Source organism: Martinezella tropici (assembly GCF_003287875.1).
In the GTDB taxonomy this organism is placed as follows: Bacteria; Pseudomonadota; Alphaproteobacteria; order Rhizobiales; family Rhizobiaceae; genus Rhizobium; species Rhizobium tropici_C.
Genome location: NZ_QMKK01000044.1, coordinates 193080 through 217343, shown reverse-complemented (window position 1 = coordinate 217343; position 24264 = coordinate 193080). Strand labels below are relative to the sequence as shown.

At 61.0% G+C, this 24264-nt stretch carries 29 protein-coding genes; 15 read left to right on the top strand and 14 right to left on the bottom strand.

Going from position 1 to position 24264, the window contains the following annotated elements:
• The first annotated feature begins 80 nt into the window (after positions 1 to 80).
• Positions 81 to 341 (top strand): ArsR/SmtB family transcription factor, encoded by a 261-nt coding sequence (locus DQ393_RS19375; RefSeq protein WP_034476040.1) that lies wholly within the window; start codon positions 81 to 83, stop codon positions 339 to 341.
• A 174-nt stretch (positions 342 to 515) separates the two neighbouring features.
• Here the strand turns inward: DQ393_RS19375 and DQ393_RS19370 are convergent, their stop codons facing one another.
• Positions 516 to 689 (bottom strand): YdcH family protein, encoded by a 174-nt coding sequence (locus DQ393_RS19370; protein ID WP_069613224.1) that lies wholly within the window; start codon positions 687 to 689, stop codon positions 516 to 518.
• 231 nt (positions 690 to 920) lie between these two features.
• On the opposite strand from DQ393_RS19370, the gene DQ393_RS19365 reads away from it, so the two are divergent.
• From DQ393_RS19365 to DQ393_RS19340, 6 genes are all read left to right on the top strand, one after another.
• Positions 921 to 1124: a YdcH family protein gene (locus tag DQ393_RS19365; RefSeq protein WP_075851912.1), complete on the top strand. Its 204-nt coding sequence runs from the start codon at positions 921 to 923 to the stop codon at positions 1122 to 1124.
• A gap of 19 nt (positions 1125 to 1143) precedes the next feature.
• Positions 1144 to 1638: a 5-(carboxyamino)imidazole ribonucleotide mutase gene (gene purE / locus DQ393_RS19360; RefSeq protein WP_069613329.1), complete on the top strand. Its 495-nt coding sequence runs from the start codon at positions 1144 to 1146 to the stop codon at positions 1636 to 1638.
• A complete protein-coding gene (locus tag DQ393_RS19355) occupies positions 1635 to 2702 on the top strand; it encodes a 5-(carboxyamino)imidazole ribonucleotide synthase (protein ID WP_112343360.1) in 1068 nt (355 codons plus the stop codon). The genes purE and DQ393_RS19355 overlap by 4 nt, the downstream gene beginning before the upstream one ends.
• A gap of 153 nt (positions 2703 to 2855) precedes the next feature.
• Positions 2856 to 2981: a type B 50S ribosomal protein L36 gene (gene ykgO / locus DQ393_RS19350; RefSeq protein WP_003582204.1), complete on the top strand. Its 126-nt coding sequence runs from the start codon at positions 2856 to 2858 to the stop codon at positions 2979 to 2981.
• A 92-nt stretch (positions 2982 to 3073) separates the two neighbouring features.
• The gene (locus DQ393_RS19345; protein ID WP_112343359.1) at positions 3074 to 3703 is read left to right on the top strand and encodes a hypothetical protein; all 630 of its coding nucleotides are present in this window, start codon (positions 3074 to 3076) and stop codon (positions 3701 to 3703) included.
• A gap of 100 nt (positions 3704 to 3803) precedes the next feature.
• Positions 3804 to 4853, top strand: coding sequence for an alpha/beta fold hydrolase (locus DQ393_RS19340; protein ID WP_112343358.1), 1050 nt, complete (start codon positions 3804 to 3806; stop codon positions 4851 to 4853).
• On the opposite strand, the gene DQ393_RS19335 is transcribed toward DQ393_RS19340, so the two are convergent.
• Entirely contained in the window at positions 4832 to 5773 is a 942-nt protein-coding gene (locus DQ393_RS19335) for a LysR substrate-binding domain-containing protein (RefSeq protein WP_112343357.1), read from the bottom strand. The genes DQ393_RS19340 and DQ393_RS19335 overlap by 22 nt on opposite strands.
• 110 nt (positions 5774 to 5883) lie before the next feature.
• Between DQ393_RS19335 and DQ393_RS19330 the strand changes: the two genes are divergently transcribed.
• The 4 genes from DQ393_RS19330 to DQ393_RS19315 all read left to right on the top strand — a co-directional run bounded on the left by DQ393_RS19330 (position 5884) and on the right by DQ393_RS19315 (position 8313).
• A complete protein-coding gene (locus tag DQ393_RS19330; RefSeq protein ID WP_112343356.1) occupies positions 5884 to 6276 on the top strand; it encodes a tautomerase family protein in 393 nt (130 codons plus the stop codon).
• Positions 6277 to 6281: 5 nt separating this feature from the next.
• Positions 6282 to 6677, top strand: a complete 396-nt coding sequence (locus tag DQ393_RS19325; RefSeq protein ID WP_112343355.1) for a cupin domain-containing protein — start codon at positions 6282 to 6284, stop codon at positions 6675 to 6677.
• 3 nt (positions 6678 to 6680) lie between these two features.
• A complete protein-coding gene (locus DQ393_RS19320; protein WP_112343354.1) occupies positions 6681 to 7253 on the top strand; it encodes a DUF4865 family protein in 573 nt (190 codons plus the stop codon).
• An 88-nt stretch (positions 7254 to 7341) separates the two neighbouring features.
• Positions 7342 to 8313, top strand: a complete 972-nt coding sequence (locus DQ393_RS19315; RefSeq protein ID WP_112343353.1) for a threonine ammonia-lyase — start codon at positions 7342 to 7344, stop codon at positions 8311 to 8313.
• Between the two features lie 2 nt (positions 8314 to 8315).
• Here DQ393_RS19315 and DQ393_RS19310 read toward each other — a convergent pair whose 3' ends face one another.
• The 4 genes from DQ393_RS19310 to DQ393_RS19295 form a co-directional block, all read right to left on the bottom strand.
• Entirely contained in the window at positions 8316 to 8951 is a 636-nt protein-coding gene (locus DQ393_RS19310; protein WP_112343352.1) for a LysE family translocator, read from the bottom strand.
• A 550-nt stretch (positions 8952 to 9501) separates the two neighbouring features.
• A complete protein-coding gene (locus DQ393_RS19305) occupies positions 9502 to 10383 on the bottom strand; it encodes an NAD(P)-dependent oxidoreductase (RefSeq protein WP_112343351.1) in 882 nt (293 codons plus the stop codon).
• A gap of 124 nt (positions 10384 to 10507) precedes the next feature.
• A complete protein-coding gene (gene pyk, locus DQ393_RS19300) occupies positions 10508 to 11947 on the bottom strand; it encodes a pyruvate kinase (protein ID WP_112343350.1) in 1440 nt (479 codons plus the stop codon).
• A complete protein-coding gene (locus DQ393_RS19295; RefSeq protein ID WP_112343349.1) occupies positions 11947 to 12435 on the bottom strand; it encodes a DUF1036 domain-containing protein in 489 nt (162 codons plus the stop codon). The genes pyk and DQ393_RS19295 overlap by 1 nt, the downstream gene beginning before the upstream one ends.
• A gap of 204 nt (positions 12436 to 12639) precedes the next feature.
• On the opposite strand from DQ393_RS19295, the gene DQ393_RS19290 reads away from it, so the two are divergent.
• From DQ393_RS19290 to DQ393_RS19280, 3 genes are all read left to right on the top strand, one after another.
• The gene (locus tag DQ393_RS19290; RefSeq protein WP_112343348.1) at positions 12640 to 13434 is read left to right on the top strand and encodes an N-formylglutamate amidohydrolase; all 795 of its coding nucleotides are present in this window, start codon (positions 12640 to 12642) and stop codon (positions 13432 to 13434) included.
• Positions 13435 to 13461: 27 nt separating this feature from the next.
• Positions 13462 to 13767, top strand: a complete 306-nt coding sequence (locus DQ393_RS19285) for a DUF1244 domain-containing protein (RefSeq protein WP_112343347.1) — start codon at positions 13462 to 13464, stop codon at positions 13765 to 13767.
• Positions 13768 to 13939: 172 nt separating this feature from the next.
• A complete protein-coding gene (locus DQ393_RS19280; RefSeq protein ID WP_069613239.1) occupies positions 13940 to 14191 on the top strand; it encodes a DUF2312 domain-containing protein in 252 nt (83 codons plus the stop codon).
• A gap of 67 nt (positions 14192 to 14258) precedes the next feature.
• Here the strand turns inward: DQ393_RS19280 and DQ393_RS19275 are convergent, their stop codons facing one another.
• The 4 genes from DQ393_RS19275 to DQ393_RS19260 form a co-directional block, all read right to left on the bottom strand.
• Positions 14259 to 15311: an NAD(P)H-dependent flavin oxidoreductase gene (locus DQ393_RS19275; protein ID WP_112343346.1), complete on the bottom strand. Its 1053-nt coding sequence runs from the start codon at positions 15309 to 15311 to the stop codon at positions 14259 to 14261.
• 67 nt (positions 15312 to 15378) lie between these two features.
• Complete coding sequence (locus DQ393_RS19270) at positions 15379 to 16302, bottom strand: NAD(P)-dependent oxidoreductase (protein WP_112343345.1); 924 nt, start codon at positions 16300 to 16302, stop codon at positions 15379 to 15381.
• 202 nt (positions 16303 to 16504) lie between these two features.
• Complete coding sequence (locus DQ393_RS19265) at positions 16505 to 17602, bottom strand: branched-chain amino acid aminotransferase (RefSeq protein WP_112343344.1); 1098 nt, start codon at positions 17600 to 17602, stop codon at positions 16505 to 16507.
• Positions 17603 to 17793: 191 nt separating this feature from the next.
• The gene (locus DQ393_RS19260; RefSeq protein ID WP_112343343.1) at positions 17794 to 19056 is read right to left on the bottom strand and encodes a flavin monoamine oxidase family protein; all 1263 of its coding nucleotides are present in this window, start codon (positions 19054 to 19056) and stop codon (positions 17794 to 17796) included.
• Positions 19057 to 19385: 329 nt separating this feature from the next.
• Between DQ393_RS19260 and DQ393_RS19255 the strand changes: the two genes are divergently transcribed.
• Positions 19386 to 19658, top strand: coding sequence for a hypothetical protein (locus DQ393_RS19255; RefSeq protein WP_145644493.1), 273 nt, complete (start codon positions 19386 to 19388; stop codon positions 19656 to 19658).
• A gap of 30 nt (positions 19659 to 19688) precedes the next feature.
• On the opposite strand, the gene DQ393_RS19250 is transcribed toward DQ393_RS19255, so the two are convergent.
• The 4 genes from DQ393_RS19250 to DQ393_RS19235 all read right to left on the bottom strand — a co-directional run bounded on the left by DQ393_RS19250 (position 19689) and on the right by DQ393_RS19235 (position 24150).
• Complete coding sequence (locus tag DQ393_RS19250) at positions 19689 to 20390, bottom strand: polysaccharide deacetylase family protein (RefSeq protein WP_112343341.1); 702 nt, start codon at positions 20388 to 20390, stop codon at positions 19689 to 19691.
• Between the two features lie 11 nt (positions 20391 to 20401).
• Entirely contained in the window at positions 20402 to 21244 is an 843-nt protein-coding gene (locus tag DQ393_RS19245) for a glycosyltransferase family 25 protein (protein WP_112343340.1), read from the bottom strand.
• Between the two features lie 119 nt (positions 21245 to 21363).
• Positions 21364 to 21981 carry a hypothetical protein gene (locus tag DQ393_RS19240; protein WP_112343339.1) on the bottom strand — a complete coding sequence of 206 codons (618 nt, stop codon included), beginning with the start codon at positions 21979 to 21981 and terminating at the stop codon, positions 21364 to 21366.
• Between the two features lie 216 nt (positions 21982 to 22197).
• The gene (locus DQ393_RS19235; protein WP_112343338.1) at positions 22198 to 24150 is read right to left on the bottom strand and encodes a DUF882 domain-containing protein; all 1953 of its coding nucleotides are present in this window, start codon (positions 24148 to 24150) and stop codon (positions 22198 to 22200) included.
• Positions 24151 to 24264: the final 114 nt, after the last annotated feature.

Sequence of the window (24264 nt, the reverse complement as noted above, 5' to 3'; positions counted from 1 at the left end):
GCCGGTAAGCCCGTCGCGCAATATATCATGCAGCGCACAATTAACTTGCCGCCCCTTGGTGTTTGACGTAGCTTTCGGCCATGTCGACCATGGACCCTTTCGCAGCCATCGCGGATCCGAACCGGCGCTATTTGCTGGAGGAATTGCGCCGCGCACCCAAGACGGTCAACGAATTGGCGCAGGGTCTGCCGATCAGCCGCCCGGCGGTGTCGCAGCACTTGAAGGCGCTCCTCGACAGCAATCTCGTTTCCGTCACCAATGAAGGCACGAAGCGCATATACGCCGTCAACAGCCGCGGTTTCGACAAGCTGAATTTATGGCTGGATCAGTTCTGGTCCTGAAATCATCTTCGCTTTCGCGACTTCAAGAAAATTGCGCCAACCTCTACCCTTGACACTATGATGTTGGCGCATCCGTTTTTTTGGCGGAAATGCTCATCGATCCTGGCTGGAAAAATTTCGATCTGCCTCCCTTGCCCCCAAGATCGATGGCTTCTTGAACTTTAGGGCGTTATGTCAGTGAACTGACGAACGCAGACGTTGGATTTCGTCCTTGACGCGCAGCTTCCTGCGTTTGATGTCGGCTATTTCCGTATCATTGCTAGAGGGAGATGACATTGCCGCATGCAGCGCCTCCTCGAGCGCGACATGTTTCTTTTCGAGCGATTCAAGATGAGCTTGAACAGTCATATGACCCTTCCTTCCTCTTTAAGAGCCCTGACCATCCATTCGCCAAGGCTCTAGGTGTCAACCCTCCCACTGTGCCATAATATCGAGCCTTTGTCGAAGGCGAAAACGTGGCCTATAGGCGGCAAATTCGTGATGAAGGATAACTTCCAGTTACCGTCATTTGGTGATAGGAGCTTGCGGGATTCACGAGACGGAACGAATACGATTCCGCTATATGCTGGGGAAATGAACATGGCCGATCAGGAACAGGCGGAAATCAGGCTGATCGTGGCGCGGCTGCGCCAGGAGCACGAGGATTATGACGCCGCAATCAACGCCATGATCCAGACGGGCTGCGATGCCCTTCGAATCCAGCGCATGAAGAAGAAGAAGCTCGTCATCAAGGACAAGCTGACCAAGCTGGAAGACCAAATCATCCCCGATATCATAGCCTGAGGAGTACAAAGCAACGATGATGACCGAAAGACCGCCTGTCGCCATCATCATGGGAAGCCAGTCCGACTGGGAGACCATGAAGAATGCCGCGGACACTTTGGAAGCGCTTGAGATCACCTATGATGCGCGCATCATCTCGGCTCATCGTACGCCCGACAGGCTGGTGAATTTTGCCAAGGGCGCAAAGGATGAAGGCTTCAAGGTCATCATCGCCGGCGCCGGTGGCGCAGCGCACCTGCCGGGCATGGCGGCATCCATGACGCCTCTTCCAGTTTTCGGCGTGCCGGTGCAGTCCCGCGCTCTCTCCGGGCAGGACAGTCTCCTCTCCATCGTCCAGATGCCGGCCGGCATTCCCGTAGGCACGCTGGCGATCGGCAAGGCCGGCGCGGTCAACGCCGCGCTGCTTGCCGCCGCGGTGCTGGCGCTTGGCGATGAAGAGATCGCCGACCGGCTCGACGAATGGCGCGCCCGCCAGAGTGCCGCGGTCGCTGAATATCCGATGGACGACCTATGAGCGCGAAGACGATCGGCATCATCGGCGGCGGCCAGCTTGGCCGCATGCTGGCCATGGCGGCCGCACGCCTGAACTTCCGCACTGTCATCCTCGAGCCCCAGGCCGATTGTCCGGCAGCCCATGTTGCCAATGAGCAGATCGCCGGCGCCTACGACGATGCGGCCGCGCTTGCCGAACTGGCGAAGCGCTGCGATGTCGTGACCTATGAGTTCGAGAACGTGCCGGTGACCGCCGCCGAGGATCTTGCCTTGCAGGTAACGGTCTATCCGCCGCCGAAGGCGCTGGAAATGGCACAGGACCGGCTGATCGAGAAGCGCTTCATCAATGGCTGCGGCATTCCGACGGCCCGCTTCCATGCCGTCGACAGCCAGGAAGACCTGGAAAAGGCGCTCGCCGATTTCGGCGGTCAGGGCGTGCTCAAGACGCGCCGCCTCGGTTACGACGGCAAGGGCCAGCGCGTCTATCGCTCCACCGCCGACAGCGCCGACAGCGCCGAGGGCGGCTATGCGGCCTTGGGCAGCGTGCCGCTGATTCTGGAGAGTTTCGTCTCTTTCGAGCGCGAAATCTCGATCATCGCTGCTCGCGGCAGTGACGGGAAGGTTGCCTGCTACGATCCGGCCGAGAACGTCCATCGCAATGGCATTCTCCACACCTCCACGCTGCCGGCGAGCATTTCGCAGGAGACGGCGAACGCCGCGCGCGAAGCTGCGGAAAAGATATTGACGGCGCTCGGCTATGTCGGCGTCATCGGCATCGAATTCTTCGTGCTGGCCGATGGCAGCCTGATCGCCAATGAAATGGCGCCGCGCGTGCACAATTCCGGCCATTGGACGGAAGCCGCCTGCGTCATCTCGCAGTTCGAGCAGCATATCCGTGCCGTCGCCGGCCTGCCGCTCGGAAATCCTCAGCGTCATTCGGACTGTGTCATGACCAATCTGATCGGCGATGACATCAAGGCATTGCCGGAATGGCTGCGCCTTGACGACACGCTGGTGCATCTCTACGGCAAGACCGAAGCACGGCCAGGCCGCAAGATGGGGCATGTCACACAGCTTCTGCGCTGAGAGCCGTGGGAAAAAGCCCCTGACATGGTTGACAGGCCCGGTATGACAGGGTATTTGCTCCCCACCCTAAAGAGCGCGCCCCGCGCGCGCTTTTGATTGTTAAAAGACCCGGGCGAATGTGACATTCCCCCTCAGAGATCGCGGATCAGAAAAATGAAGATCAAGAATTCGCTCAAGTCGCTCAAGGCGCGTCACCGTGACAACCGTCTGGTCCGCCGCAAGGGCCGTATCTACATCATCAACAAGCTGAACCCGCGCTACAAGGCTCGTCAGGGCTGATATAGCGCGCGGCTCGGTTCCTATGGATCCGACGCTCAGTTTTAGTTGATCGCATCAAATTTGGTTTTGATCTTCGACATTGGCGGGCTACTATGCCCGCCATGCGCGTTTTTGCTTTGTCATATCTAGCCCTGCCGATTCTGCTTGCTCTGACAGCCTCCGCCCCCCATGCGGCGTTGGCGGACGAACCGAGCATAATGGAGAAGAAGGATCCCGGCGATCCCTCCGGCAGCCTGTCGCCGAAGCAGCAGCTCGACAATCTCTTCACGGCACTGAAGCGCCAGCGCGATCCCGATCAGGCCAGCCTGATCGCAGATCAGATCAATGCCGAACTCAGCGATTCCGGCAGCGCCACGATCAATCTCCTGATGCAATGGGCCGACAAGGCCATCCAGGAGAAGCGCAATGCCGCCGCCATGGACTATCTGGATCAGGTGATCTCGCTGAAACCAGACTATGTTGAAGGCTGGAATCGCCGCGCAACTCTGAATTTCGCGATCGGCGACTATCGCAAGTCGATGGAAGACATCAATCAGGTCCTACGCATAGAGCCGCGCCATTTTGGCGCACTGGCCGGCATGGCGGCGATCCTGACCGAACGTGATAATGATGCGCTCGCCCTCAGGGCCTGGGAACGCTTTCTGGAAGTGTATCCGGCGAATCGGTCAGCGCAGGAAGAAGCCGGCAAGCTCTCGGAAAAGGTTGCCGGCAGCCGCACCTGATACCGTGGCCGCGAACGCTCATCCCTTGGCTGATTGGAAGGGATGAAAAACCGCAGGAATGCGCTAGATTAGTGTCTTACGATATTTGATCTGTGCCGCAATGTTCGATTCTCTTCTCGCCGCCATTGTCCTGCTTCTTGCCATTGCCGCGGGCTTCTCCGCCTACAAGACGCGCGCCATCGAGCAGACCTATCCGAATATCGGCGAGCTCACCGACATCGGCGGCTATCGCCTCAATGCCGTGCATCTGCCGCGCCCGGCGACGGCGGACCTGCCGGCTCTGGTCTTCATCCATGGCGCCAGCGGCAATCTGCGCGATCAGTTCGAAGCCTTTGCGGCACCTTTGCGCGGCCGGGCCGAGATGCTGTTCGTCGATCGGCCGGGCCACGGCTATTCCGAACGCGGGACTGCTGAAAATGCCCTTCCCTCCGGTCAGGCCGATGCTATTGCAAGGCTGATGGATAGGTGCGGCATCAAGAGCGCCATTATCATCGGTCACTCTTTCGGCGGTGCCATCGCCGCCGCCTTCGGCATGCGCCATCCCGAAAAAACGGCAGGATTGCTCTTCCTCGCACCGGCAACACATCCCTGGTCCGGCGGCGTCGACTGGTACTACACGCTCGCCGCCATGCCCGTCCTGGGCTGGCTCTTTACCCAGCTCTTCGTCATTCCGATCGGCCTGCGCCGGGTCGATACCGGCACGCTCAACATCTTTCATCCGAATGCCCGGCCGGCGGACTACGTCATGAAGACAGCGCCGGAACTCGTATTGCGACCGCGGACCTTCCGCAACAACGCAATCGATGTCGTCAATCTCTTTGCCTATGTCTCTACCCATGCGCCGCGCTACAGCGAGATCAAGGCACCTACTGTCATTATTACCGGCGACAGCGATGATATCGTGCTGGAGGAATTGCATTCGCGCGGGCTTGCCCGGGATATCGCCGGTGCCAAACTCATCACCATCCGCAATCTCGGCCACAAGCCGGATTATGTGACGACGGATGTTGCGATCGCAGCCATCGAACATCTGGGGGGCCAGCCGCGCGATCTGGAAATACTGGCAGCCGAGGCCGAAATCCGTATAGCCAACCTCCCGACAGAACCTTCCAAATCCAGCGCCGGATCTCAGGCGGTGATGACATCATGAGCCGGCGCATCCTCCAATATCCGGCTCTGCGGCACGGTCTCGATGCTCTGCCGCACCGCCTGCAACATGATCGACGCCAGCCGTTCCGTCGCAGGGCTAGCCTCCGCCTCGGCACGATGCAGCACGAGATCAAGCTTCGGCAAAGCCGGCAGACCCGCTTCATTAGGCGTTAATTGCCGCACCTTCTGCGGCAGGCCGAGCGGCGTGCGCAGTGTCAGACCGAGACCCGCCGCCGTCGCAGCCCAAAGGCCGCCGAGGCTTGGGCTGACGAAGGATATCCGCCAGCCGATACCGGCCCGATCGAGTGTCTTCGTGGCGATATTACGCAACAGGCATGGCGCCTCCAGCGAGGCCAATGGCATGACCTCACCGCTATCGGCACGCCACTGAATCGTGCCATTGGCCGGACCGACCCAGCAGAGCGGTACTTCGGCTATACGGTCCGTATAAGCAGTGCGGAAACCGTCGCTCCAGGCAAGCGCCAAGTCGAGCTTGCCTGAGGTCACCCGCTCAATCAGTTCCGCATTGCGTACGACCCGCGCCTCGATGCGCACCTTTGGATGGGCGCGGGCAAAACGGCCAAGCACTTCGGGCAATAGGGTTTCCCCGAAATCCTCCTGCAGACCGAGGCGCACCCAGCCCTCAAGCTCGGTCCCATGCAGCGCCGTGGCCGCCTCGTCGTTCAGATCCAGCAGCCGCCGGGCATAGCCAAGCATCGTCTCGCCGGCCTCCGTCAGCGCCAGCCCACGCCCCGCCTTGCGGAAGATTGGCGTACCCGCCTGCTCCTCCAGCTTCTTGAGCTGGGCACTGATGGCGGAGGTCGAACGCCCGAGCCTGTCGGCCGCCTTGGCATAGCTGCCGAGATCCATGCCGGTGACGAAACTGCGCAGCACATCGAGATCGAAGATGACTTTTCGCATGGAGAATCATCCATATTTTTGGGACTATAAATCCAAAATTATCTGATTTTCAGGATGATTATCCGCTGGCATTCTGTGCTCGTCAAGTCAAACGGAAACAGGAGCACCCCATGCCATTCACCCGCATCACCCTTCTGCGCGGCAAGTCGCCGGAATATCTCAAGGCGCTTTCGGATAATTTCCACCGCGCTCTGGTCGAAGCCTTCGACGTGCCGCCGACAGATCGCTTCCAGTCCATTCATCAGCTGGAGCCGCATGAGCTCATCTTCGATCGGACCTATTTCGCCGGCAAGCCGCGTTCGGACAACTACATCTTCTTCGATGTCACGATCGGCAAGCCCCGCAGTACCGAGGTCAAGAAGACCTTCTATCGCCGGGTCGCCGAACTTCTTGCCGATTCGCCCGGTATCCGTCCCGAGGACATCATGATCACCATCACGACGGCGACACGCGAGGATTGGTCCTTTTCGGACGGCATCGCGCAAATGATCGAACAGGCTTGAGAGCCATGCCTCAGACCACATCTACCCTGTCGCCCGCCATCCATCGCGCCGGCACGAATATGCGGCCATCGCCCGAGGGCATCGCCACGGCCTCCTTCCTAGTGGAGTCGCTGGTGGAGAATGGAGAGAACGGCGGCCTGAGCGCCATGCGCTGCGAACTCGAACCCGGCGTCATGACACGCTGGCATACGCATCCGCACGGACAGATCCTCTATGTCCTGTCCGGCGTCGGGCTTGCCGAACGTTTCGGCGGCCCGGCGGAGGAACTGCGCGCCGGCGACTGTATCAGCTTCGCGCCCAACGAGCGCCATCGGCACGGTGCGGCGCCGGAGAATGCCTTCTCCTATATCAGCATCCAGGCGGCGCAGGATGGCAGCGCCGTGACCTGGCTGGAGGAATGACCGATGATCGCCATGCAATATAACTTCCCCCTCCCCGCGGATTACGACATGACGATCATCGATCGCCGTATCCGCGACAAAGGTCCCCTGCTCGACAACCTTCCGGGCTTGAAATTCAAGGCCTATCTCACAGCGAGAAAGGGCAATGCGGTAACGGGAAGCCGGCAGAATTTCTATTCGCCCTTCTACGTCTGGCAGAAGGAGGAAGGCCTGAGCGACTTCGTCTGCGGCCCCGGCTTCCTCGCCCTGACCGAGAATTTCGGCCGCCCCCAGGTCAACACCTGGATCGCCTGGCACGCCGAGATATCTGCGGGTATCCGCCGCGCCAAATTCGCGACACGCGAGGTGGTCACGATCGATGCCGAGACATCGCTCGCCGAGCTCCGCGCGAGCGAAACTGAGGCGGCAGCGCAAGCCCTCTCGAACAGCGAAGCACTGGCCTCGGTCGCCGCCTTCGAGCCGACCCACTGGACGTTGGTGCGCTTCCGCCTGCTGGCCGAGCCACCGAAAGATCCGGCCAGGTCTGGTCCGCAGACCTACGACGTCGGGCATCTCTCGCTGCCCAACCTCGCCTGAAGTGTCACGGAGACAATCTCCTTGTTTCAAAGGGAAGCGGCGCGCTTTATGGAGGGAAAACCTTTCTAATCAGAAGAGTGATCCGTCCATGGTCGATATCGCAATGATCGAAGCCGCCCGCACTCGCCTCGGCGGTCGGGCGCGGCGCACGCCGCTGCTCTCCTCGCCTTTTCTCGATGAGATCGCCGGGCGCCGCCTGTTCGTGAAAGCCGAATGCCTGCAGCACTCCGGCTCCTTCAAGTTTCGCGGCGGCTGGTCGGCTGTTTCGGCGCTGGAGCCGGCCGTGCGTTCGAGAGGCGTCATCGCCTTCTCCTCCGGCAATCATGCCCAGGGCGTGGCGCTGGCCGCCAAGCTGCACGGCATTCCCTCTGTCATCATCATGCCGGCTGATGCGCCGAAGCTGAAGATCGCCAATACCCGCGCCTTCGGCGCCGAAGTCGTGCTCTATGATCGCGTGAAGGAAGATCGCGACGAGATCGGCGCCCGTATTTCCAAGGAGCGAGGCCTGACTCTCATCAAGCCCTTCGACGAACCGCAGGTGATTGCCGGCCAGGGAACGACTGGGCTGGAAATCGCCGAACAAGCGGCAGAGGAAGGCATCGAGACAGCCAGCGTCCTGGTTCCTTGTGGCGGTGGCGGGTTGACCTCGGGTATCGCACTCGCGCTCGAATCCCGCGCGCCGGGTTTCAAGGTACGCCCGTGCGAACCGGAAAATTTCGACGACACCGCCCGTTCGCTGGTTTCGGGTAAGATCGAGCGCAATGCCGCGCTGCAAGGCTCGATCTGCGATGCCATCATCAGCCCCCAGCCGGGCGATATCACTTTTCCGATCATGAAGCGCCTCTGCGGCCCCGGCCTAGTCGTCACGGACGAGGAAGCGCAGAAAGCCATAGCGCTCGCCTTCACCCGTTTGAAGATCGTCGTTGAACCGGGCGGCGCCGTCGCACTCGCGGCAGCGCTCTTCCACGGCAGGCACGTCGACGGCGATACGGTGATCGCAGTCACGTCGGGCGGCAATGTCGACAGGGAAGTTTTTGAGGCGGCATTGAGCCGTCAATAACCTCAATTCACGGCGCGACGATACAGCGCCAGCGACCCGGCAAGAGCCAGCAGCGCGCCGCCACAGGCGCGCTCCAGCCATTTAGCCCCTTCCGACTTCAGGACGCGGACCGCCTGCGAACCGAAGACCGCGTAGCCGAACATGATCATAAAATCGAGTGCGGCGAAGACGGCGCCCAGCACGACATATTGCTGCAGCTGCGGCCCAGAAGGGTCTATGAACTGCGGCAGGAAGGCCGAGAAGAATAGATAGCCCTTCGGATTGGTCACGGCGACCATGAAACTCTTCAGGCCGATGGCAAAGGCCGTACCCTTCGCCTGGCTCGCGCTCGCCTGCAACGCACCCTCGATACTTCCCTTCGACCGCAGCATCATGATGCCGAGAAAGGCGAGATAAGCCGCACCCACCCATTTCAGCGCCGAGAACCAGAATTCCGAAGCCGCAAGCAGGGCACCGAGGCCGATAGCGACGGCGCTGATCAGAACGGCATCGGAAAGGACGGCCCCGATCATGCCCGGCAAGGCGCGCCTGACGCCGAAACGCGAACCATTGGTCAGCGCCAGCAGCACAGTCGGCCCCGGCGTCGCGATACCGATGAAGGAAACGGTGGCGAAGGCAAGCAGCGTAGTGAGATGCATGGAGTCCCCTCCTTTTGGAATGAGCAAGGGTTGCATGTGGGAAGGTGGTTAGCAAGGGGCTTGGCGGAGGCTTTCAGTCTGCCGCACCTATGATACCCCTCTGTCGCTATCGCGACATCTCCCCCACAAGGGGGAGATTGGTAACCTGCGGCATCGACACGCCTCCAAGCAACTTTGTATCCGCAGAGACTGAAGCGCGTTGTATCGTTAAAGACGCCTGCAAACTCCAAACGATCTCCCCTCTTGTGGCAGGGCTATCGCATATGGAGGCGGACGAGCACCATAAGCTCCTTCTCCCCTTGGGGAGAAGGTGGCCCGAAGGGTCGGACGAGGGGGTTATCTATTTGAATTCATGAATTTTAGTGGTCTTGGCGGGCACCCCCCTCATCCGCCTGGCGGCACCTTCTCCCCGCTGGGGAGAAGGGGGACAGCGGCGATCTCCGCTCATATGCGATACCCCTGCCTTGTAGGGGAGATGTCCCGCAGGGACAGAGGGGGTATGCACCTCCGCAAACTCGATTAGCTATGGATAAATCTCCCAGCTGCCGAACTACCCCACCAACCCCGCATCTTTCGCCGCCAGCGCGCCAATCGCCGACCAGTCCAGCTCCTCGCCGCCATGCGCCAGCAGGTTGAGGAACCGGTCACGCAGCAGGCTCGCCAATGGCAGCGGCACGTTCAGCGCCTCGCCGGCAGCGAGCGCCAGCCGGATATCCTTCTGGCCGAGCGGTGCAGCGAAACCGGCTGGTTGGAACTTGCGATCCGCGATCAGCCCGCCATAGGTCTTGTAGACAGGCGCGTTGAAGAGCGTCGAGGTCAAGAGATCGAGATAGGCATGCCGGTCGACACCGCCCTTCTCGACCAGCGCCATGGCCTCGCCCAGCGACTCGATGACCGAAGCGATGAGGAAATTGCCGCTGAGCTTGACGAGATTGGCTGCCCTCGGCTCCTCGCCGAGCACAAAGGTGCGCTGACCGATCGCGTCAAAAAGCGGCGTAACCGACTGGATGGCGTCTGGCGCACCCGCGGCGGCAACGAAAAGCTTCGCCGCAGCCGCAGCGTCCGGACGGCCGAAGACGGGCGCGGCAACGAAGCGCTGGCCCGCCGCGGTGTGCTCTTTGGTGAGCCGCTCGGACATCGCCACGCTGATTGTGCTTGCAGAGATATGGACTGCACCCTTGCCAAGGCTTGCCAGAACGCCGCCATCGCCATGGACGACGGCCGATAGCGCATCGTCATGTGCGAGCATGGTGAAGACTGCCTCGCCGGCGCTCGCTTCCGCCACGGTCGCCGCAACCTTGGCGCCCTCGCCGGCCAGAGCCTCGGCCTTGTCGCGCGAACGATTATAGACGGTCACCTCATGCCCGGCCTTGATAAGATTGACGGCCATGGCGCTCCCCATCTGGCCCAATCCGATAAACCCGACTTTCATTGGCATATCTCCTTCTTCATCCACCTGCCTGGGATTGCAGGCGCTTCGGCTTCAAGAAAAAACCCGCCGTCTTTCGACAGCGGGTTTCGGATGTTTGAGGGCTGCCGCAATCAGATGTCGGCAATCACACGCCGGACTGACCGTCCGAACCGATATAGGCAATGCGCAGCATGTTGGTGGCACCGGGGGTACCGAGCGGCACGCCGGCCGAGATGATGATGCGGTCACCCGGCTTGCCGAAGCCTTCCTCGGCAACGATACGGCAGGCATTGTTGACCATGTCGTCGAGATCGGTCGCATCGTGGGTGACGACACAATGCATGCCCCAGACGACGGACAGGCGACGCGCCGTCTGGATGATCGGCGACAGCGCCAGGATCGGAACCTGCGGACGCTCGCGCGAGGCGCGCAGGCCGGTCGTGCCCGACGAGGTGTAGCAGACGATGGCGGCGAGCTTCAGAGTCTCGGCGATCTGACGGGCGGCGAGCGAGATCGCATCGGCGCCGGTCGCTTCCGGAAGCGCACGCTGTGCGTAGATGATGCCCGGATAATGCGGCTCGCGCTCGATCGTGCCGGCGATCGAAGCCATCATGGAAACGGCTTCGACCGGATAGTCGCCGGAGGCGGATTCTGCCGACAGCATGACGGCATCGGCGCCTTCGAAGACGGCGGTCGCCACGTCGGACACTTCAGCGCGGGTCGGGACCGGCGCGGAGATCATCGATTCCAGCATCTGCGTGGCAACGACCACCGGCTTGCCGGAGCGGCGGCAGGCGCGGATCAGCTGCTTCTGAATGCCGGGAACGGCTTCCAGCGGCATTTCGACGCCGAGGTCGCCGCGGGCCACCATCAGCGCGTCGGAGAGCTCGATGATTTCCTCTATGCGCTCGACGGCCTGCGGCTTCTCGATCTTCGACATCAGGCCGACGCGGCCATGGGAGATCTTGCGGACTTCCGTCAGGTCTTCCGGACGCTGGATGAAGGAAAGCGCCACCCAGTCGACTTCGTTGGTGGCGAGAACGGCATCGAGATCGGTGCGGTCCTTGTCGGTCAGCGCGCCGACGCCAAGCAGCGTGTCGGGCAGGCTGACGCCCTTGCGGTCGGAAATCTTCGTGCCCGAAATGACGGTGGTGACGATGCTCTTGCCGTCGCACTTCTCGGCACGCAGCGCCAGCTTGCCGTCATCGATCAGCAGGCGATGGCCGGGCTGAACCGATTCCAGGATTTCCGGATGCGGCAGGAACACGCGCGTGTTGTCGCCGGGCGTATCCTGATTGTCGAGCGTAAACGTCTGGCCGGGCTTGAGATCGACCTTGCCTTCGGCAAACTTGCCGACACGCAGCTTGGGACCCTGCAAATCGGCGAGAATTCCGATCGGGCGGCCACAGCGGGCTTCGACGGCGCGAATGCGCTGGATCAGTGTGCGCATCAGGTCATGGCTGGCATGGCTCATGTTGATGCGGAACAAATCTGCCCCGGCCTCATGGAGCTTCTGGATCATTTCCTCCGAAGAGGATGCCGGACCGAGCGTTGCGAGGATTTTGACTTTGCGGTTTCGTCTCATCAATTCTGGCTTTCCTGGCTGCCCGAGGTATCGGAGAGCTGAACCATCCAGCTTGCCTGACGCCCCGTGTCGTATTCCTTGAATCCCATCTTTTGGTAGCCACGAGCGTAGCAGTCTTTCACACCTGGGATTTTGAATTCATTTTCCGCCACGCACATTTCGACGTCGCCCGTCCAGCGGCCGCCGCGAGCCGCATCTTCTGCGTAGAGATAATAATAGCGGGATTGAAGCGGCCCCTCGATCAGCGTGGCACAGGTGGTCGCCGGAACCTGCCACCATCCCTCCGTCACCCAGCCATCCTTCGCACGGTAGCCGATCGCGACACCGACGAGATTCTGCGTGCCGTTGCAAACGCGGAAGTCGGCATGAGCCGCATTTGGCATGAAGAAGAACGGCGCTGCCGCGGCGAGAATGAGGAAGGCGATTCGGGCGAGCGGACCTGACCGCTTAACGAAACGTGGCGCGACTTGGCTGGACACGGCTTCCAATTGGCTCCCGGTTATTCGTTGTTGCGTCTTCTTGCGCCGCCATCCCATGAATGTCAACGCAACTCTAATCGATTATATTTTCTTCGCGGGATGGTGACGGCGCCCCGCGCCGTTCCTCATCCGGTCGAAGCTGCAAACCTTGCACCTTCCATCCGCACATGCAATCAAACAAAGAGTTGAAAATTTCGATAACCGACAATCTGCATGACCGACTTCAAACCATTCGAAATCATATCCGGCAATCGTGACAAAGGCATGGTCATTCTTGGCGATCACGCCATGCGGCATCTACCTGAGCGCTATGGCAGCCTCGGCCTGCCGGAAGCCGCCTTCTCCCGCCACATTGCCTACGACATCGGCATCGAAAGCCTGTGCCGTCATCTCTGCGAGAGGTTGGGTGTGCCTGGCGTCCTCGGCGGCTTTTCCCGCCTGCTGATCGATCCGAACCGCGGCGAGGACGATCCGACCCTGATCATGAAGATCTCGGACGGGGCGATCATCCCAGGCAATCACCCGATCACGAATGAAGAGTGGAATTACCGCATCCAAGCCTTCCACCGGCCCTACCATCAAGCCGTCGACGAGACGATTTCAGCGGTGGCCACAACGACGGGCAAGGCACCTCTGATCCTGTCGCTGCACTCCTTCACGCCGGCGTGGAAGGGTGTTCCTCGGCCCTGGCATGCAAGCGTGCTCTGGGATAGCGATGATCGCGCCGTCGCGCCGCTCCTTGCAAAGCTCGGCGCCGATACCAATCTCGTCATTGGTGACAATGAGCCGTATGACGGTGCGTTGCGCAACGACACGATGTTCCGCCATTGCATGATGAAGGGCATTCCGCACGCGCTGTTGGAAGTCCGGCAGGATCTGATCGGCGACGAGACCGGCATTGCCGAATGGGCCGATCGCCTGGCACCGATTTTCGCAGAGATAAACGCCGATCCGGCGCTCCATGAATATAAGCAATATCCTTCGCGCACCGGTCCTTACGAGATCTAGGCCGGCAAGCGAACAGAGGAGTAACAGATGACCACGCTCACCAAGGAACAAGAGACCGAGCTTGAGGCCGCCGCCTTCCGCCGCCTCGTGGCGCACTTACGCGAACGCAGCGACGTTCAGAACATCGACCTGATGAACTTGGCCGGTTTCTGCCGCAACTGCCTCTCCAACTGGTATCGCGAAGCGGCCGAAGAGGCAGGCCTCCCCGTCAGCAAGGATGAGTCCCGGGAAATGATCTACGGCATGTCCTACGAGGATTGGAAAAACCTGCATCAGAAAGAAGCCTCTCCTGTGCAAAAAGCCGCTTTCGAGCAGAACAAGCCAAAAGATTAACGCTCCCTTCACCAATCCGGCTTGACCTTGCGCGCCATTCGCGGCACGTCAACTGCCCGATCGAATTCGAAATCCCGCGCAAGCCCTGAAGCGATGTGCCCCTATCGGTGACCGACCGATCTCATCTGCGACCGGCTGTAAGCGACCCTTTGAGACCCTTTAGGAGAAGTGCATGGAAGAGAACAGCGTCGAGAACGTGGCCGCGGCGGAACTGCGTCAATTCATCGAGCGCATCGAGCGCCTCGAAGAAGAAAAGGCCGCCATCCAGTCCGATATCAAGGACGTGATGGGCGAAGCCAAGGGCCGCGGCTACGACACCAAGGCGATCCGCACCATCATCCGCCTTCGCAAGAAGGACGCGAACGAACGTCTGGAAGAAGAATCCATCCTGCAGACCTACATGGCCGCGCTCGGCATGGAATAATCGAGGCTTCATAAGCCTTGCGAGACGATCGGGAGCCGGTTTGCCGGCTCCTTTCTTTTTAAGCGCATCACTCTGCGAAAAGACGACCGATCAATTCGGCGGCACTCCCCTGCCACAGCTCGCCCCTGCCGGTTCCCGACCAGAGAGACAGGAAATCCGGCAATCCCTTCGCCGTCGACGCAGCACGTATGTCCCGCGTGAATTTGTTCTGCGCCGGAAAGGCAAGGATGGCGTCCGGCTTCCCATCCATCTCGTCCATGAAGCGGTTCTCGATCCCGCGCGCAAAGCGGCCCGAAAAGGCGCGTGTCGTGCGCGTCCTGCGTTCCGATGTTTCGACAAGCTTCTTGCGATAGGGAGCCGACGTTCCGGCCTCCGTGCAGGCAAGGAAGGCCGTGCCCATCTGCACGACCTGCGCACCCGCCTGCAGCGCCGCCCGGATATCGCTCGGGGTCATGATACCGCCGGCTGCAATCAGCGGCACGCGAATGGTGCCGACGCATTGCGCCAGGAGATCGCGCATGCCGATTTCCGGATCCGCTGCCCCGGCATCGAAAATGCCGCGGTGCCCGCCCGCTTCGAAGCCCTGCAGCACGATCGCATCTACGCCGCTGTCTTCCAGTGCCCTCGCCTCCTCAAGCGTCGTCGCCGTGCCGATCAGCGAGATACCGGCCTTTTTCGCCTCGCGGATATGGTCGATGGGGAGCAGACCGAAGACGAAGCTGAAACATGCCGGTTTGACGCGCAACACGGCTTCGAATTGCGCGTCGAAATCCTCCTCATAGGGAGCCGCAAGCTGCGGCGAAGGCAGCTCCAGTTCCTCTCTGTACCGAGCGGTCGCCGCCACTGCGCGCTGAAGCCGATCGGCCGCAACCTCGGGAATCGAATGCGGAATGAAAAGATTGATCGAAAACGGCCGATCGGTTCGCTGGCGCACCTGATCCGCAAAGGCCTCGATGGCAGCGGCATTGGAATAGGCGCCTCCCATGGCACCGAGCGCTCCTGCAGCCGACGCGGCCGCCACGAGATCCACCGATGAGGGACCGCCCGCCATCGGCGCAACGATCAGCGGGTGCTTCAAACCGAGTTGGCGAAAGAGATTGTGGTCCGCAGCAGCCGGCATATCCGTCTTCCTTTCGGCAGTGGCTGTTTCCGTCTCAATGCAACATAGGTGCCGGCACAGCGCTTTCCTAGGATCGGTCGAGGGCCGATGTGCGAGCCTCGATGGCAGCAATCACAGACATCATGTCGAGCCGTCCGTTGCCGAGGTCCACGCTTTCTCCATAGAGCGTGCGGCAGAGATCGAGAACCGGCGACGCCATGCCGGCGGCGTGCGCCGCCTGGGCGATCATGTTTGTGCTGTTGAACGCATCGGCGGTTGCGGCCTGCACTGAAAAATCCCTGGCGATAAGCTTCGGAATTTTCACGCGCGTCAGGTCGCTCGCCATGGGACCGGAATCGATCGCGGCCTGAAAGGTGGTGAGATCGAGCCCGTTTCTCTCGGCAAAATGCGCCGCCTCGGCCAACCCCGCCAGCATCGTGCAAAGATAGAGATTGACTGTCAGTTTCATCAGCAGCGCATTGCCGATGGGACCGCAGAGGATCGTTTCGCGGCACATGGGCGCAAGCAGCGGTCGCACCTCGGCGACCGTCTCTGGATCGCCGCCGAGCATCGCGACGAGCTGCGCCGTCTCTGCAGGCTTGCGCGAGCCCGAAACCGGCGCCTCGACATAGCGCCCGCCGGCGGCAAGAATATCAGCGGCAAGACCACGCGAATAGCCCGGCGAATTGCTTCCCATCGAAACCACGACATGCCCGGCGACCAGCTTGGCAAAGCCCGGCGTCCCGCGCTGCAGGACCTCATCCAGCACCGTTTCGTTGACGAGCATCAGGATGACGACGCGTGTGCGCGCAAACACCTCCTCGGCGCTCGCCGCCACCGCGGCACTCGCCTCGCGCAACGGATCGGCCGCTGCCGCAGAGCGGTTCCAGACCACCAGCCTAGTGCCTGATTTTGCAAGATTGAGAGCCATCGGCTGGCCCATGACGCCAAGGCCGACAAAACCGATCTCCTCGCCCGGCTCACCGCCGGGACGTTCGCTGACGCTGGTCATCACAACAACTCCGATGTTTCGGGTGACGATGCGATCTCTGGAGCAATTCCAGGAAAAGTGCGCGGCGGTTTTCCGTCCGGAATTGCGTGAAACAAAGAGATTGAGCGGTTCAGGTATTTTACGAAAAGCTGAACCGTTCTTGTGTCAGAGCCGGCGGGAGAGCTCATATGCCTTTCCCGCCGGGTATCGGTTCATGGTCCGCTTAGAACAGGCGGTCCAGCCACTCATTCTTATCCGGCGCCCGGCCGAACTGGATATCGGTCAGCGCGGCCTTCAGGCGCTGTGTCGTCACGCCGGCATTGCCATCGCCAATGGTGAAGCTGTGTTTGCGGCCCTTGACCTTGCCGATCGGCGTCACGACAGCCGCCGTGCCGCAAGCGAAGGATTCGCGCAGGCGCCCGCTCTCGGCATCGGCCTGCCACTGCTCGATCGAATAGGGCTCTTCGCGGACAGTCAGGCCCATGTCGCGCCCGAGCTTAATCAGCGAATCGCGCGTGATGCCCGGCAGGATCGTGCCGGTCAGCGGCGGCGTCTGCAGAGATCCATCGTCGAAGACGAAGAAGACGTTCATGCCGCCAAGCTCCTCGATCCAGCGCTTTTCGACGGCATCGAGGAAGACGACCTGGTCGCAGCCTTCGCGCTGACCTTCGGCCAATGCGGCAAGGCTTGCCGCATAATTGCCGCCGCACTTGGCCGCACCCGTGCCGCCAGGAGCCGCGCGGGTGAAATTCTCCGAGACCCAGAGCGTGACGGCCGATCCACCGCCCTTGAAAAAGGAGGCGACCGGGGAAGCAATGACGCAGTAGATGTATTCTGCCGACGGCTTTGTGCCGAGAGCGACTTCCGTGCCGATCAGGAACGGCCGGAGATAGAGCGACGAACCTTCCGCAGTCGGGATCCATTCGCGATCGATCTTGACCAGCTCGCGAACGGACTCGACGAAGAGCTCTTCCGGCAGGCGCGGCATGGCCAGCCGCTCGGCCGAATTCTGGAAACGCCGTGCGTTGGCGCTCGGACGGAAGAGGGCTGCCCCACCATCGGGCAGGTGGTAGGCCTTCATGCCTTCGAAGATTTCCTGCGCATAATGAAGCGCCACGGTCGCCGGATCGAGAGGCAGCGCCTTGCGCGCCTCGATCTTGGCGCTGTGCCAGCCCCGGTCCTGCGAATAGCGGATGGTCGCCATATGATCGGTGAAGATGCGACCGAAACCCGGATTTTGCAGCAGCGCTTCACGCTCGCTGGCCGTTGCAGGATTCGGATTTTTCTCGATGGCGAAGGTTAACGTGTCGCCGTTGCTCATGGCTCCTCCAATGCTTCTTTTATCGCGGTTTTCGCCGCCCATCTCCCGAAGGATGGTTTAAATCAAATCGGGTGGTATTTGATTGCGTTTACGCCTGTTCCTCCGCAAGTTTAAGAGTGATTTTCAGAAATTTATGAGGCAAATCGCCATTTCCCTTCCCCAGCCGGCGCGCCCCTCATACCAACCTCCCGTCACAGCGCTTTCGCAACCGCTTCGGCGGCCGCCGCCCCGGTCTCGTAGGCACCATGCGCCGTCGAGTATCGCGCCCTCGAACAGGCTTCCCCGGCAAAGAACAACCGATTATCGCGGGCGGCGGCCAATACCCCACGGAGATCGGACGCACCGGGTGTCGCGTAGGAATAGGATCCGCCGACGAAGGGCTCTCCCGCCCAGGCGGACCTGATAAGGGGCGACAATGTTGCGCCGACATTCGAGCCGAAGACGCGCTTCAGCTGTTCCACCGAAAAAGCAAACATCGCCTCCATGCCTTGCCGTTCCAGATCAAGAGCAAGATCACCGGCAAAATAGGCTTCGATCACAGGCGCGCCGAACGGCCTCAGCTGGTAGGCGCCTGTCCGGCGATTGTGCTGCGATCCCATGACATGCGTATCCTCCGGAAACATATCCGGCTCGGCAATGCGAATGAAAAGCTTGTTGGCCAGGCCGAGCGGCAGACGCGATGCGGCCTCGATCTTCTCCGGCAAATGCGGCCAGAAGGCGATGCGTTCGGCCGCCAGGACATTGGTGGAGACGGTGACGATGACGGTCTTTGCCCGCAGCTCGCCCTTGCTCGTGGAAAGCACGATGTGGGCGGCGCCGCTATGGTCGATGTGACCGACCTCGACGCCAAGGACGGTCGGCACCGGCAGGCCGTAGGTCGCAACCAGCGTTCCGTAGCCCTGCCGCACCCGCCAATCCGGGCCAGGACCGGGATCATAGCGGCCAAGGTCGATCACCGAGGACTTGTCGAGCTCTCCTCCGGTCATGAACGCGCCGACGGCATGGATCCGTTCACTCCAAGGATCGTCCGGTGCCACCAGGGTCGAAAGATCCGCATCATCTTCGCCTTCATAAGCATAGGCGCGTCCGAAAAATCCGTTCACGGCGGCGCCCGCAGCCTTTACCCCGGGATCGTCTTGCTCGAGCCGATGCCCGCCATCGCTCCAGGGCGCTGGCGTGCGATCGACGCTCAGGCCGACTTCTTCGGCGATTCCGGTCCAGGCATTGGTACGCGCCCCATGCAGCCAGCCGCAGCCGAGATCGAGCGCGGTTCCACCCACACCGGACGGATGGACCGTGCGCGCGCGACCGCCGACGCGATCGGAGGCTTCCAGCAACAGGATAGAGAGATCCGGACGAAGCCGCTGCAATTGCCGGGCAGCGCCCACACCTGCGGCTCCAGCACCGATCACGGCAACGTCGATCTCGCCGCCTTTCCAGGACTCGATGGGCATTCCAATTCCTTTGCGCGCAAGCATCGGAGAGCGATCCGGCCACGCACGACGATGAACGATGGGAGACCCGCCAATCCGCCAGCGCGAGCTCCCGCAATCATCTGTAGCCGACCTCGACGCGGCATGTAAACGGGCACGGCAGCCCATACCAAATTGCCGCATTGAGCTGAGACGGCGAATGTCGTACGTGCTTCATCCAGACAGACAACGGAGAGAGATCATGCGCAAGCGGGTCTTCGCAACAAGGCAATGGTTGGTGCGCATCCCGTGCGCCGTCGCATTGAAATATCTCGGCTCCCAATCTGCCTGGACGCCTAGTTTTGGAGGCAATGATGCCGACACAGCTCAATAAGACGGCCGCCGGCCGCCGCGCCACGTTCAAGCCTCACCCGCAGACACCGATGTTCACGAAAGAATGGTCCTTTCCGGCCATTCTCACCGTCTTTCTGTTCGGTGTCTGTGGCCTGATCGCCTATTTCACATGGACCCTCATGCCACCGGCCACGCCGATGAGAAACCATGTCGGCAGCCCCATCACGCTCACCGATCACAATGGGCAGACCATTGCGGATCGCGCTCCTGCACCGGAAAAGCAGCCATGACCGGTGCCGCCGTGAATTGGCGGCCGCCCGTTATCCGAGGATGCATTTTTTGACGAAATGCATCCAGCTGTCGTTGCGCCGGATGGTCGCTCTCGGCAAACCGAACGGATCGTCGGCCGACCGCGCCCGGCCGCGCCGGGTCGTCGTTGCCGCGCTATAGCCCGCCTCATAGGTCAATACGCGATCGAGCGGCGTTTCGTCACCATAGGGAAAGCAGAAGGACGAGATGCCCTCGTCGAGCAGGTCTTCCAGCAGCTCGCGCGAATGCGTGATCTGGCGCCGTGCCTCTTCCATCGGCAATCGCGGGAGGCGTACATGATCGAGCGTGTGCGATCCTACCTCGTGCCCCAGGCTGTGCCAGTGGCGCAATTGTTCGACCGACATGCAGGGCGCATGCGCCACACTGATGGGCGTATCCCAGACATTGCTGCCGCCGATCTGGTTCACCACCACGAAATTCGTGGCCGTGAAGCCGAACTCCTGCAATACCGGCAATGCATTCTCATAGACATTGGCATAGCTGTCGTCGAAGGTGATGGCGGCGACCCTGCCGGATTTTTCTCCCCGGACGTAGGGCATTGCCTCACGCAGCGTCATGCCCTGAATGCCAAGCCTTTTCAGCCACTCCATCTGACGATGGAAGGCTTCGGGATGAACGACCATGCTTCTATACGGCGCCTTGCGCGACGGCGGCACCGCAATCTGATGATAAGCGAGAATTGGAACGGTCACGATATGGCGTCTCAGATGAAGCGGCGCGAACGAAGGGCAATTTTCGCGCGATAGAGTGGCCGCAACACCTCTCGGGAAAGCCGTTCCGCCAACGTCCTGTCGCTTTTGATGGTACTGCCGCCAAGCTGCGGAGAAATCTCGTGTACACCGCCTGGCAGGACCGCCAGCGGAGATACGCGGGTCAACCAGCTCATCTGCACGGTCGTATCCACGGGGCGATCAAAAACCGATGTCGCCTCCAGCAGGCGGATAGCCGCATCGCGGCTGACGAGCTGGGCCACCATGCCGAGACCGATCCGGATCGGCTGGATGACATTGGTCCCGCCCTCGGAGAGAACGCACTTGCCATGCTCCCTGCCCATGCGGAATGGAAAACGAATGAACGAACCGGGCTTCAGGCAAGCTTTGGCTGCAGCAAAAGCAGCCCGGAACGCATCATCGATCTCGACGTCGTCCTCGAAGACGAGGCCGGCATCGATACCCTGCTCGACAATGGCGGCCCATGCTTTGCGATGCGACAGAAAGCAGGCGATTTCGCCGATGCTCATTTCGAAGGGATAATACGGCTTCTGCAGTCGGCGGCGATAGACGCGCTCGACCGCGCTATCCGTCAGAGTGCGCCCATCGACCGCTTCGATGACCTCGCTTGGCACCGGCAGTCTGGCTGCAAGCCGCTCGACCTGGGGCATGCGGTCACGGGCGCGCTCCAGATGAATGATAAAGCCGCGAATGACGGGCTGCTTGGCTTCTTCCAGTCTGGCGTCGGCGGGATTGGGCGCATGATCGAACTCGAATCCCGCATGAGATCTTTCGAGCGGCATCGCCGAAGACGGGTTGAATTCGTGGGTTTGCATTAAGAGTACCTCGGTCCTTTTCGCGAGGCTCTAGCAACCGTGAATGAAAGCGAACTTAGGCTAACCTGAGCCGAAACTGAAAACGGTTGTTTTCAATCGACTCGACAACTGAAAGAAGGTTAGACGAGCAGGCTGATGCGCCCGCTCGCCATCTTGTCGTCGACCCAGCGGCGCTCGTCCAGCCAGGCATGACGCTTCCATCCTTCCCAGCTGAAGCCGCACAGCTTGACATCCCACTCGTCGGCGGGCAAACGCGACAGGGCATAGCGGATGCCGAAAAAGCCGGTGCTTGGAAAGAGTTGGCGCATCCGGCATTCGCTCACGCCAAGCTCCTCACAGCCTTCGATATAGAATTGCGGCGGCATGATGCGGATCTCCTTGCCGGCAGCGCCGACGAGTTCGATCGTCCGCATCGTCCAGTCGCTTCTCCTGCCTTTCAGGCGCGAAAGGAAGTTGGGCTTGGGGTGATATTTGCTGATGATGACGGGATGGTAGGCAAGCACGACCTCCTTTGCGGCCCTGAAGGTGGCGCTGGCCAGGAAGGCCGGATCCGTCAGCCGGCGTTGCATCGGCTTGCTGGAGGTTGCGAGCATGAGAATATCGGTGCGCGATCCGCTCATGCCGATCGACGTCTTCGGCTCGTTGAAGCGCATTGTAAAATCCGCTCTGTCCACGATCTCCGAGAGATCGCGCGGCAGCTTGCCATTGCCGATGATGATTGCTGTCTTTCGATTCAAACGCGGATATCCAGCCTTGGAAAGACTGCCGCCCTAATCCGGCTGAATGAAACGACGCTGAATGAAGCGTGAGACCAGGCTGAATAAAAGCTGACTTGAACCTGAAAGCGGATGCGGTGTCACCTGCGAGCAACAGCACTGATCTCAGCTGCACCCGCCATATGCAAAGGGAGCCCAAGCGGCTCCCCGAGGACTGCATAGAACAGGAATCTCAGCCTATTCGACCGAATTGAACTTCTTCACCTGGAGGAAGTTCACGGCGGAACCGCTGAAACGCTCCGGATCGATCGATGCCGTCTGCATCTTGAAGCCATCCGTGTAGACGGCGGTCGGCTGGGCACGCAGCGTCGCGCTGACGAAACGTGGCGCCTTGACGGGGCGATTGACGATCTCGACGCGGGCCTTTGCGATCGCCCATTGCGAAATCATCTTCTCCGTCAGGGTAGGCGCGGTCGTCACGGTAGCGCGGCCAGCATCGGCCTCTACCGCATCCTGTTTACTCGGCCGCGAGCCCTTGGTTGCTATGCCGGCGGCAATCGGACGTTCCTGCGGGGTCACAGTATCGAAGCTGTCGTTGAAGCGACGGCTGCTGGCCTTGACCTCGTTGCGGATCGGCGCGAGCGCCGCCACCTGCATCGGCATCTGCTGCGCAGGTCGCTGCTGCGGCAGGACCGAAGCGATAGCCTGAGCGGCACCGTTCCCGCCCGCTGCCCCGTCACTGACCGGCGCAATCTGATCTTTCGAGGCAACATCATTAAGCGGCGGGGTAACCGCAGCAGTCGCATCGGACCGATCGGGACGGCTCTGCTCGAGGGCGGCGACGACCGAAGGCGAAAGGGCGGCGACATCGGCCTGATCGTCGAGCGCTTCCTGATCCGCGTCAGTGGACGCCAAAAGGTTTTCAGCAAGTTCGGGGCGTTGTGCCGGCACCGGTACGGAAGCGACCTGGCCCTTCATATCAGCCTCGGCCGAGGCCAGCTCGGCATCGCCAGGCGCACGCCGATCGAGCAAGGCCGGAACGGGCACGTGATAGGAGCGAAGATCGGCATATTGCGGCTGATCGTCCGTGTTCGGCATTGCGGCCGCAAGCGCGTCTTGCGCGGCGTTACGCGACGGCGAGACAAGGGCGGACGCAACATCGCTGCCGGCAGGCTGATTGCCAAAGGCCGGACGAACCTGCGGAACGGGGGCGTTTACGCTTGCAACCTGAACCTGAGCGGGGGTTTGGACCGGAGCGGCGCTATCGTCACCATCATCGCTCGCAACCGGAGCTGGCTGACCCTTACGCGTTGCCGAAGCCACGGCCACCGGCGCTACCGCCGTGCCACTTTCCGCATTGTCCTCTTCCTCATCCGCACCGCCGCCGCCAAACAGGCGGGCAAAGAAGCCGCGGCGCGGCGACGAGGAGCTGGCGATCTGAATATCGTCGGACGACATGCGGCGCTTATAGTCGGCGACTGCCTGCTGATAGCCCGGCAGCGGCCGGCCATCCGCCGGAATATGCATGGTCTTGCCGTCCGGGAACAGGCGAACAAGATCCTGGCGATCCATGCGCGGCCAGGCGCGCACACCGCCGACATCCATATGGACGAAGGGGGAGCCGGAGGTCGGATAATAGCCAACGCCGCCCACCTGAAGCTTCATGCCGAGCTCGCGCAGCTTGGTGAGCTTGACATCTGGAATATAGAAATCCATCGCATTGCCGAGCATGTGCTGGCTCTTCTTGGCAACGCCTGTATGGGCGGAGCGCGTGCGCAGCATCTCGTTGGTGCCGGGCGAACGGAAGCCGCAGATCACGTAGATGAATTCATGCGAACCGCTTTCGCGGTAGACTTCCCAGATCAGATCGAACAGGCGCGGATTCATCTTGGTCGGCTGATTCTTGCGCCAGTCGCGCAGGATGCGGTTCAGCTTCTCCAGGCCGTCCGGATCGAACTTGCCATTGCGCTTATAGGTGATGACGGCCTTTTCGCCGGTGTGGACGTAATAGATCTTGAGGCTGCGGGTTTCACCGCCGGCCTGCGAAGGGGTGCCGACGAAAACAGGGGTGGAAACGGCCAAGGCAAAGAGGCCAACGGCTGCAACCTTGGCCACCTTGCGAAATAAGTCAGAGCACGCAGAATGCCAGCTCAAGCTTTTAGGCTTGGTATTTCCACTCAAATTCGGCAATTCGATCCCCGTCCGACAGACAATGTCGCATCGTGTTCCAAATGGCTGTCAATTGCGGTGACACGATGGCAAAAATGCCACACATGGTCGCCCTCTTCATACATGGTGAACGAT

What these genes read in the sequence shown, in the direction of transcription:
- ykgO (WP_003582204.1), top strand. Translation starts at nt 2,856, where the DNA reads ATGAAGATCAAGAATTCGCTCAAGTCGCTCAAGGCGCGTCACCGTGAC.
- DQ393_RS19280 (WP_069613239.1), top strand. Translation starts at nt 13,940, where the DNA reads ATGGAAGAGAACAGCGTCGAGAACGTGGCCGCGGCGGAACTGCGTCAA.
- DQ393_RS19265 (WP_112343344.1), bottom strand. Translation starts at nt 17,602, where the DNA reads ATGAGCAACGGCGACACGTTAACCTTCGCCATCGAGAAAAATCCGAAT.
- purE (WP_069613329.1), top strand. Translation starts at nt 1,144, where the DNA reads ATGACCGAAAGACCGCCTGTCGCCATCATCATGGGAAGCCAGTCCGAC.
- DQ393_RS19275 (WP_112343346.1), bottom strand. Translation starts at nt 15,311, where the DNA reads ATGCCGGCTGCTGCGGACCACAATCTCTTTCGCCAACTCGGTTTGAAG.
- DQ393_RS19365 (WP_075851912.1), top strand. Translation starts at nt 921, where the DNA reads ATGGCCGATCAGGAACAGGCGGAAATCAGGCTGATCGTGGCGCGGCTG.
- DQ393_RS19325 (WP_112343355.1), top strand. Translation starts at nt 6,282, where the DNA reads ATGCCTCAGACCACATCTACCCTGTCGCCCGCCATCCATCGCGCCGGC.
- DQ393_RS19355 (WP_112343360.1), top strand. Translation starts at nt 1,635, where the DNA reads ATGAGCGCGAAGACGATCGGCATCATCGGCGGCGGCCAGCTTGGCCGC.
- DQ393_RS19315 (WP_112343353.1), top strand. Translation starts at nt 7,342, where the DNA reads ATGGTCGATATCGCAATGATCGAAGCCGCCCGCACTCGCCTCGGCGGT.
- DQ393_RS19245 (WP_112343340.1), bottom strand. Translation starts at nt 21,244, where the DNA reads ATGCAAACCCACGAATTCAACCCGTCTTCGGCGATGCCGCTCGAAAGA.
- DQ393_RS19335 (WP_112343357.1), bottom strand. Translation starts at nt 5,773, where the DNA reads ATGCGAAAAGTCATCTTCGATCTCGATGTGCTGCGCAGTTTCGTCACC.
- DQ393_RS19320 (WP_112343354.1), top strand. Translation starts at nt 6,681, where the DNA reads ATGATCGCCATGCAATATAACTTCCCCCTCCCCGCGGATTACGACATG.
- pyk (WP_112343350.1), bottom strand. Translation starts at nt 11,947, where the DNA reads ATGAGACGAAACCGCAAAGTCAAAATCCTCGCAACGCTCGGTCCGGCA.
- DQ393_RS19305 (WP_112343351.1), bottom strand. Translation starts at nt 10,383, where the DNA reads ATGAAAGTCGGGTTTATCGGATTGGGCCAGATGGGGAGCGCCATGGCC.
- DQ393_RS19285 (WP_112343347.1), top strand. Translation starts at nt 13,462, where the DNA reads ATGACCACGCTCACCAAGGAACAAGAGACCGAGCTTGAGGCCGCCGCC.
- DQ393_RS19255 (WP_145644493.1), top strand. Translation starts at nt 19,386, where the DNA reads ATGATGCCGACACAGCTCAATAAGACGGCCGCCGGCCGCCGCGCCACG.
- DQ393_RS19345 (WP_112343359.1), top strand. Translation starts at nt 3,074, where the DNA reads ATGCCCGCCATGCGCGTTTTTGCTTTGTCATATCTAGCCCTGCCGATT.
- DQ393_RS19260 (WP_112343343.1), bottom strand. Translation starts at nt 19,056, where the DNA reads ATGCCCATCGAGTCCTGGAAAGGCGGCGAGATCGACGTTGCCGTGATC.
- DQ393_RS19270 (WP_112343345.1), bottom strand. Translation starts at nt 16,302, where the DNA reads ATGACCAGCGTCAGCGAACGTCCCGGCGGTGAGCCGGGCGAGGAGATC.
- DQ393_RS19310 (WP_112343352.1), bottom strand. Translation starts at nt 8,951, where the DNA reads ATGCATCTCACTACGCTGCTTGCCTTCGCCACCGTTTCCTTCATCGGT.
- DQ393_RS19290 (WP_112343348.1), top strand. Translation starts at nt 12,640, where the DNA reads ATGACCGACTTCAAACCATTCGAAATCATATCCGGCAATCGTGACAAA.
- DQ393_RS19340 (WP_112343358.1), top strand. Translation starts at nt 3,804, where the DNA reads ATGTTCGATTCTCTTCTCGCCGCCATTGTCCTGCTTCTTGCCATTGCC.
- DQ393_RS19330 (WP_112343356.1), top strand. Translation starts at nt 5,884, where the DNA reads ATGCCATTCACCCGCATCACCCTTCTGCGCGGCAAGTCGCCGGAATAT.
- DQ393_RS19370 (WP_069613224.1), bottom strand. Translation starts at nt 689, where the DNA reads ATGACTGTTCAAGCTCATCTTGAATCGCTCGAAAAGAAACATGTCGCG.
- DQ393_RS19375 (WP_034476040.1), top strand. Translation starts at nt 81, where the DNA reads ATGTCGACCATGGACCCTTTCGCAGCCATCGCGGATCCGAACCGGCGC.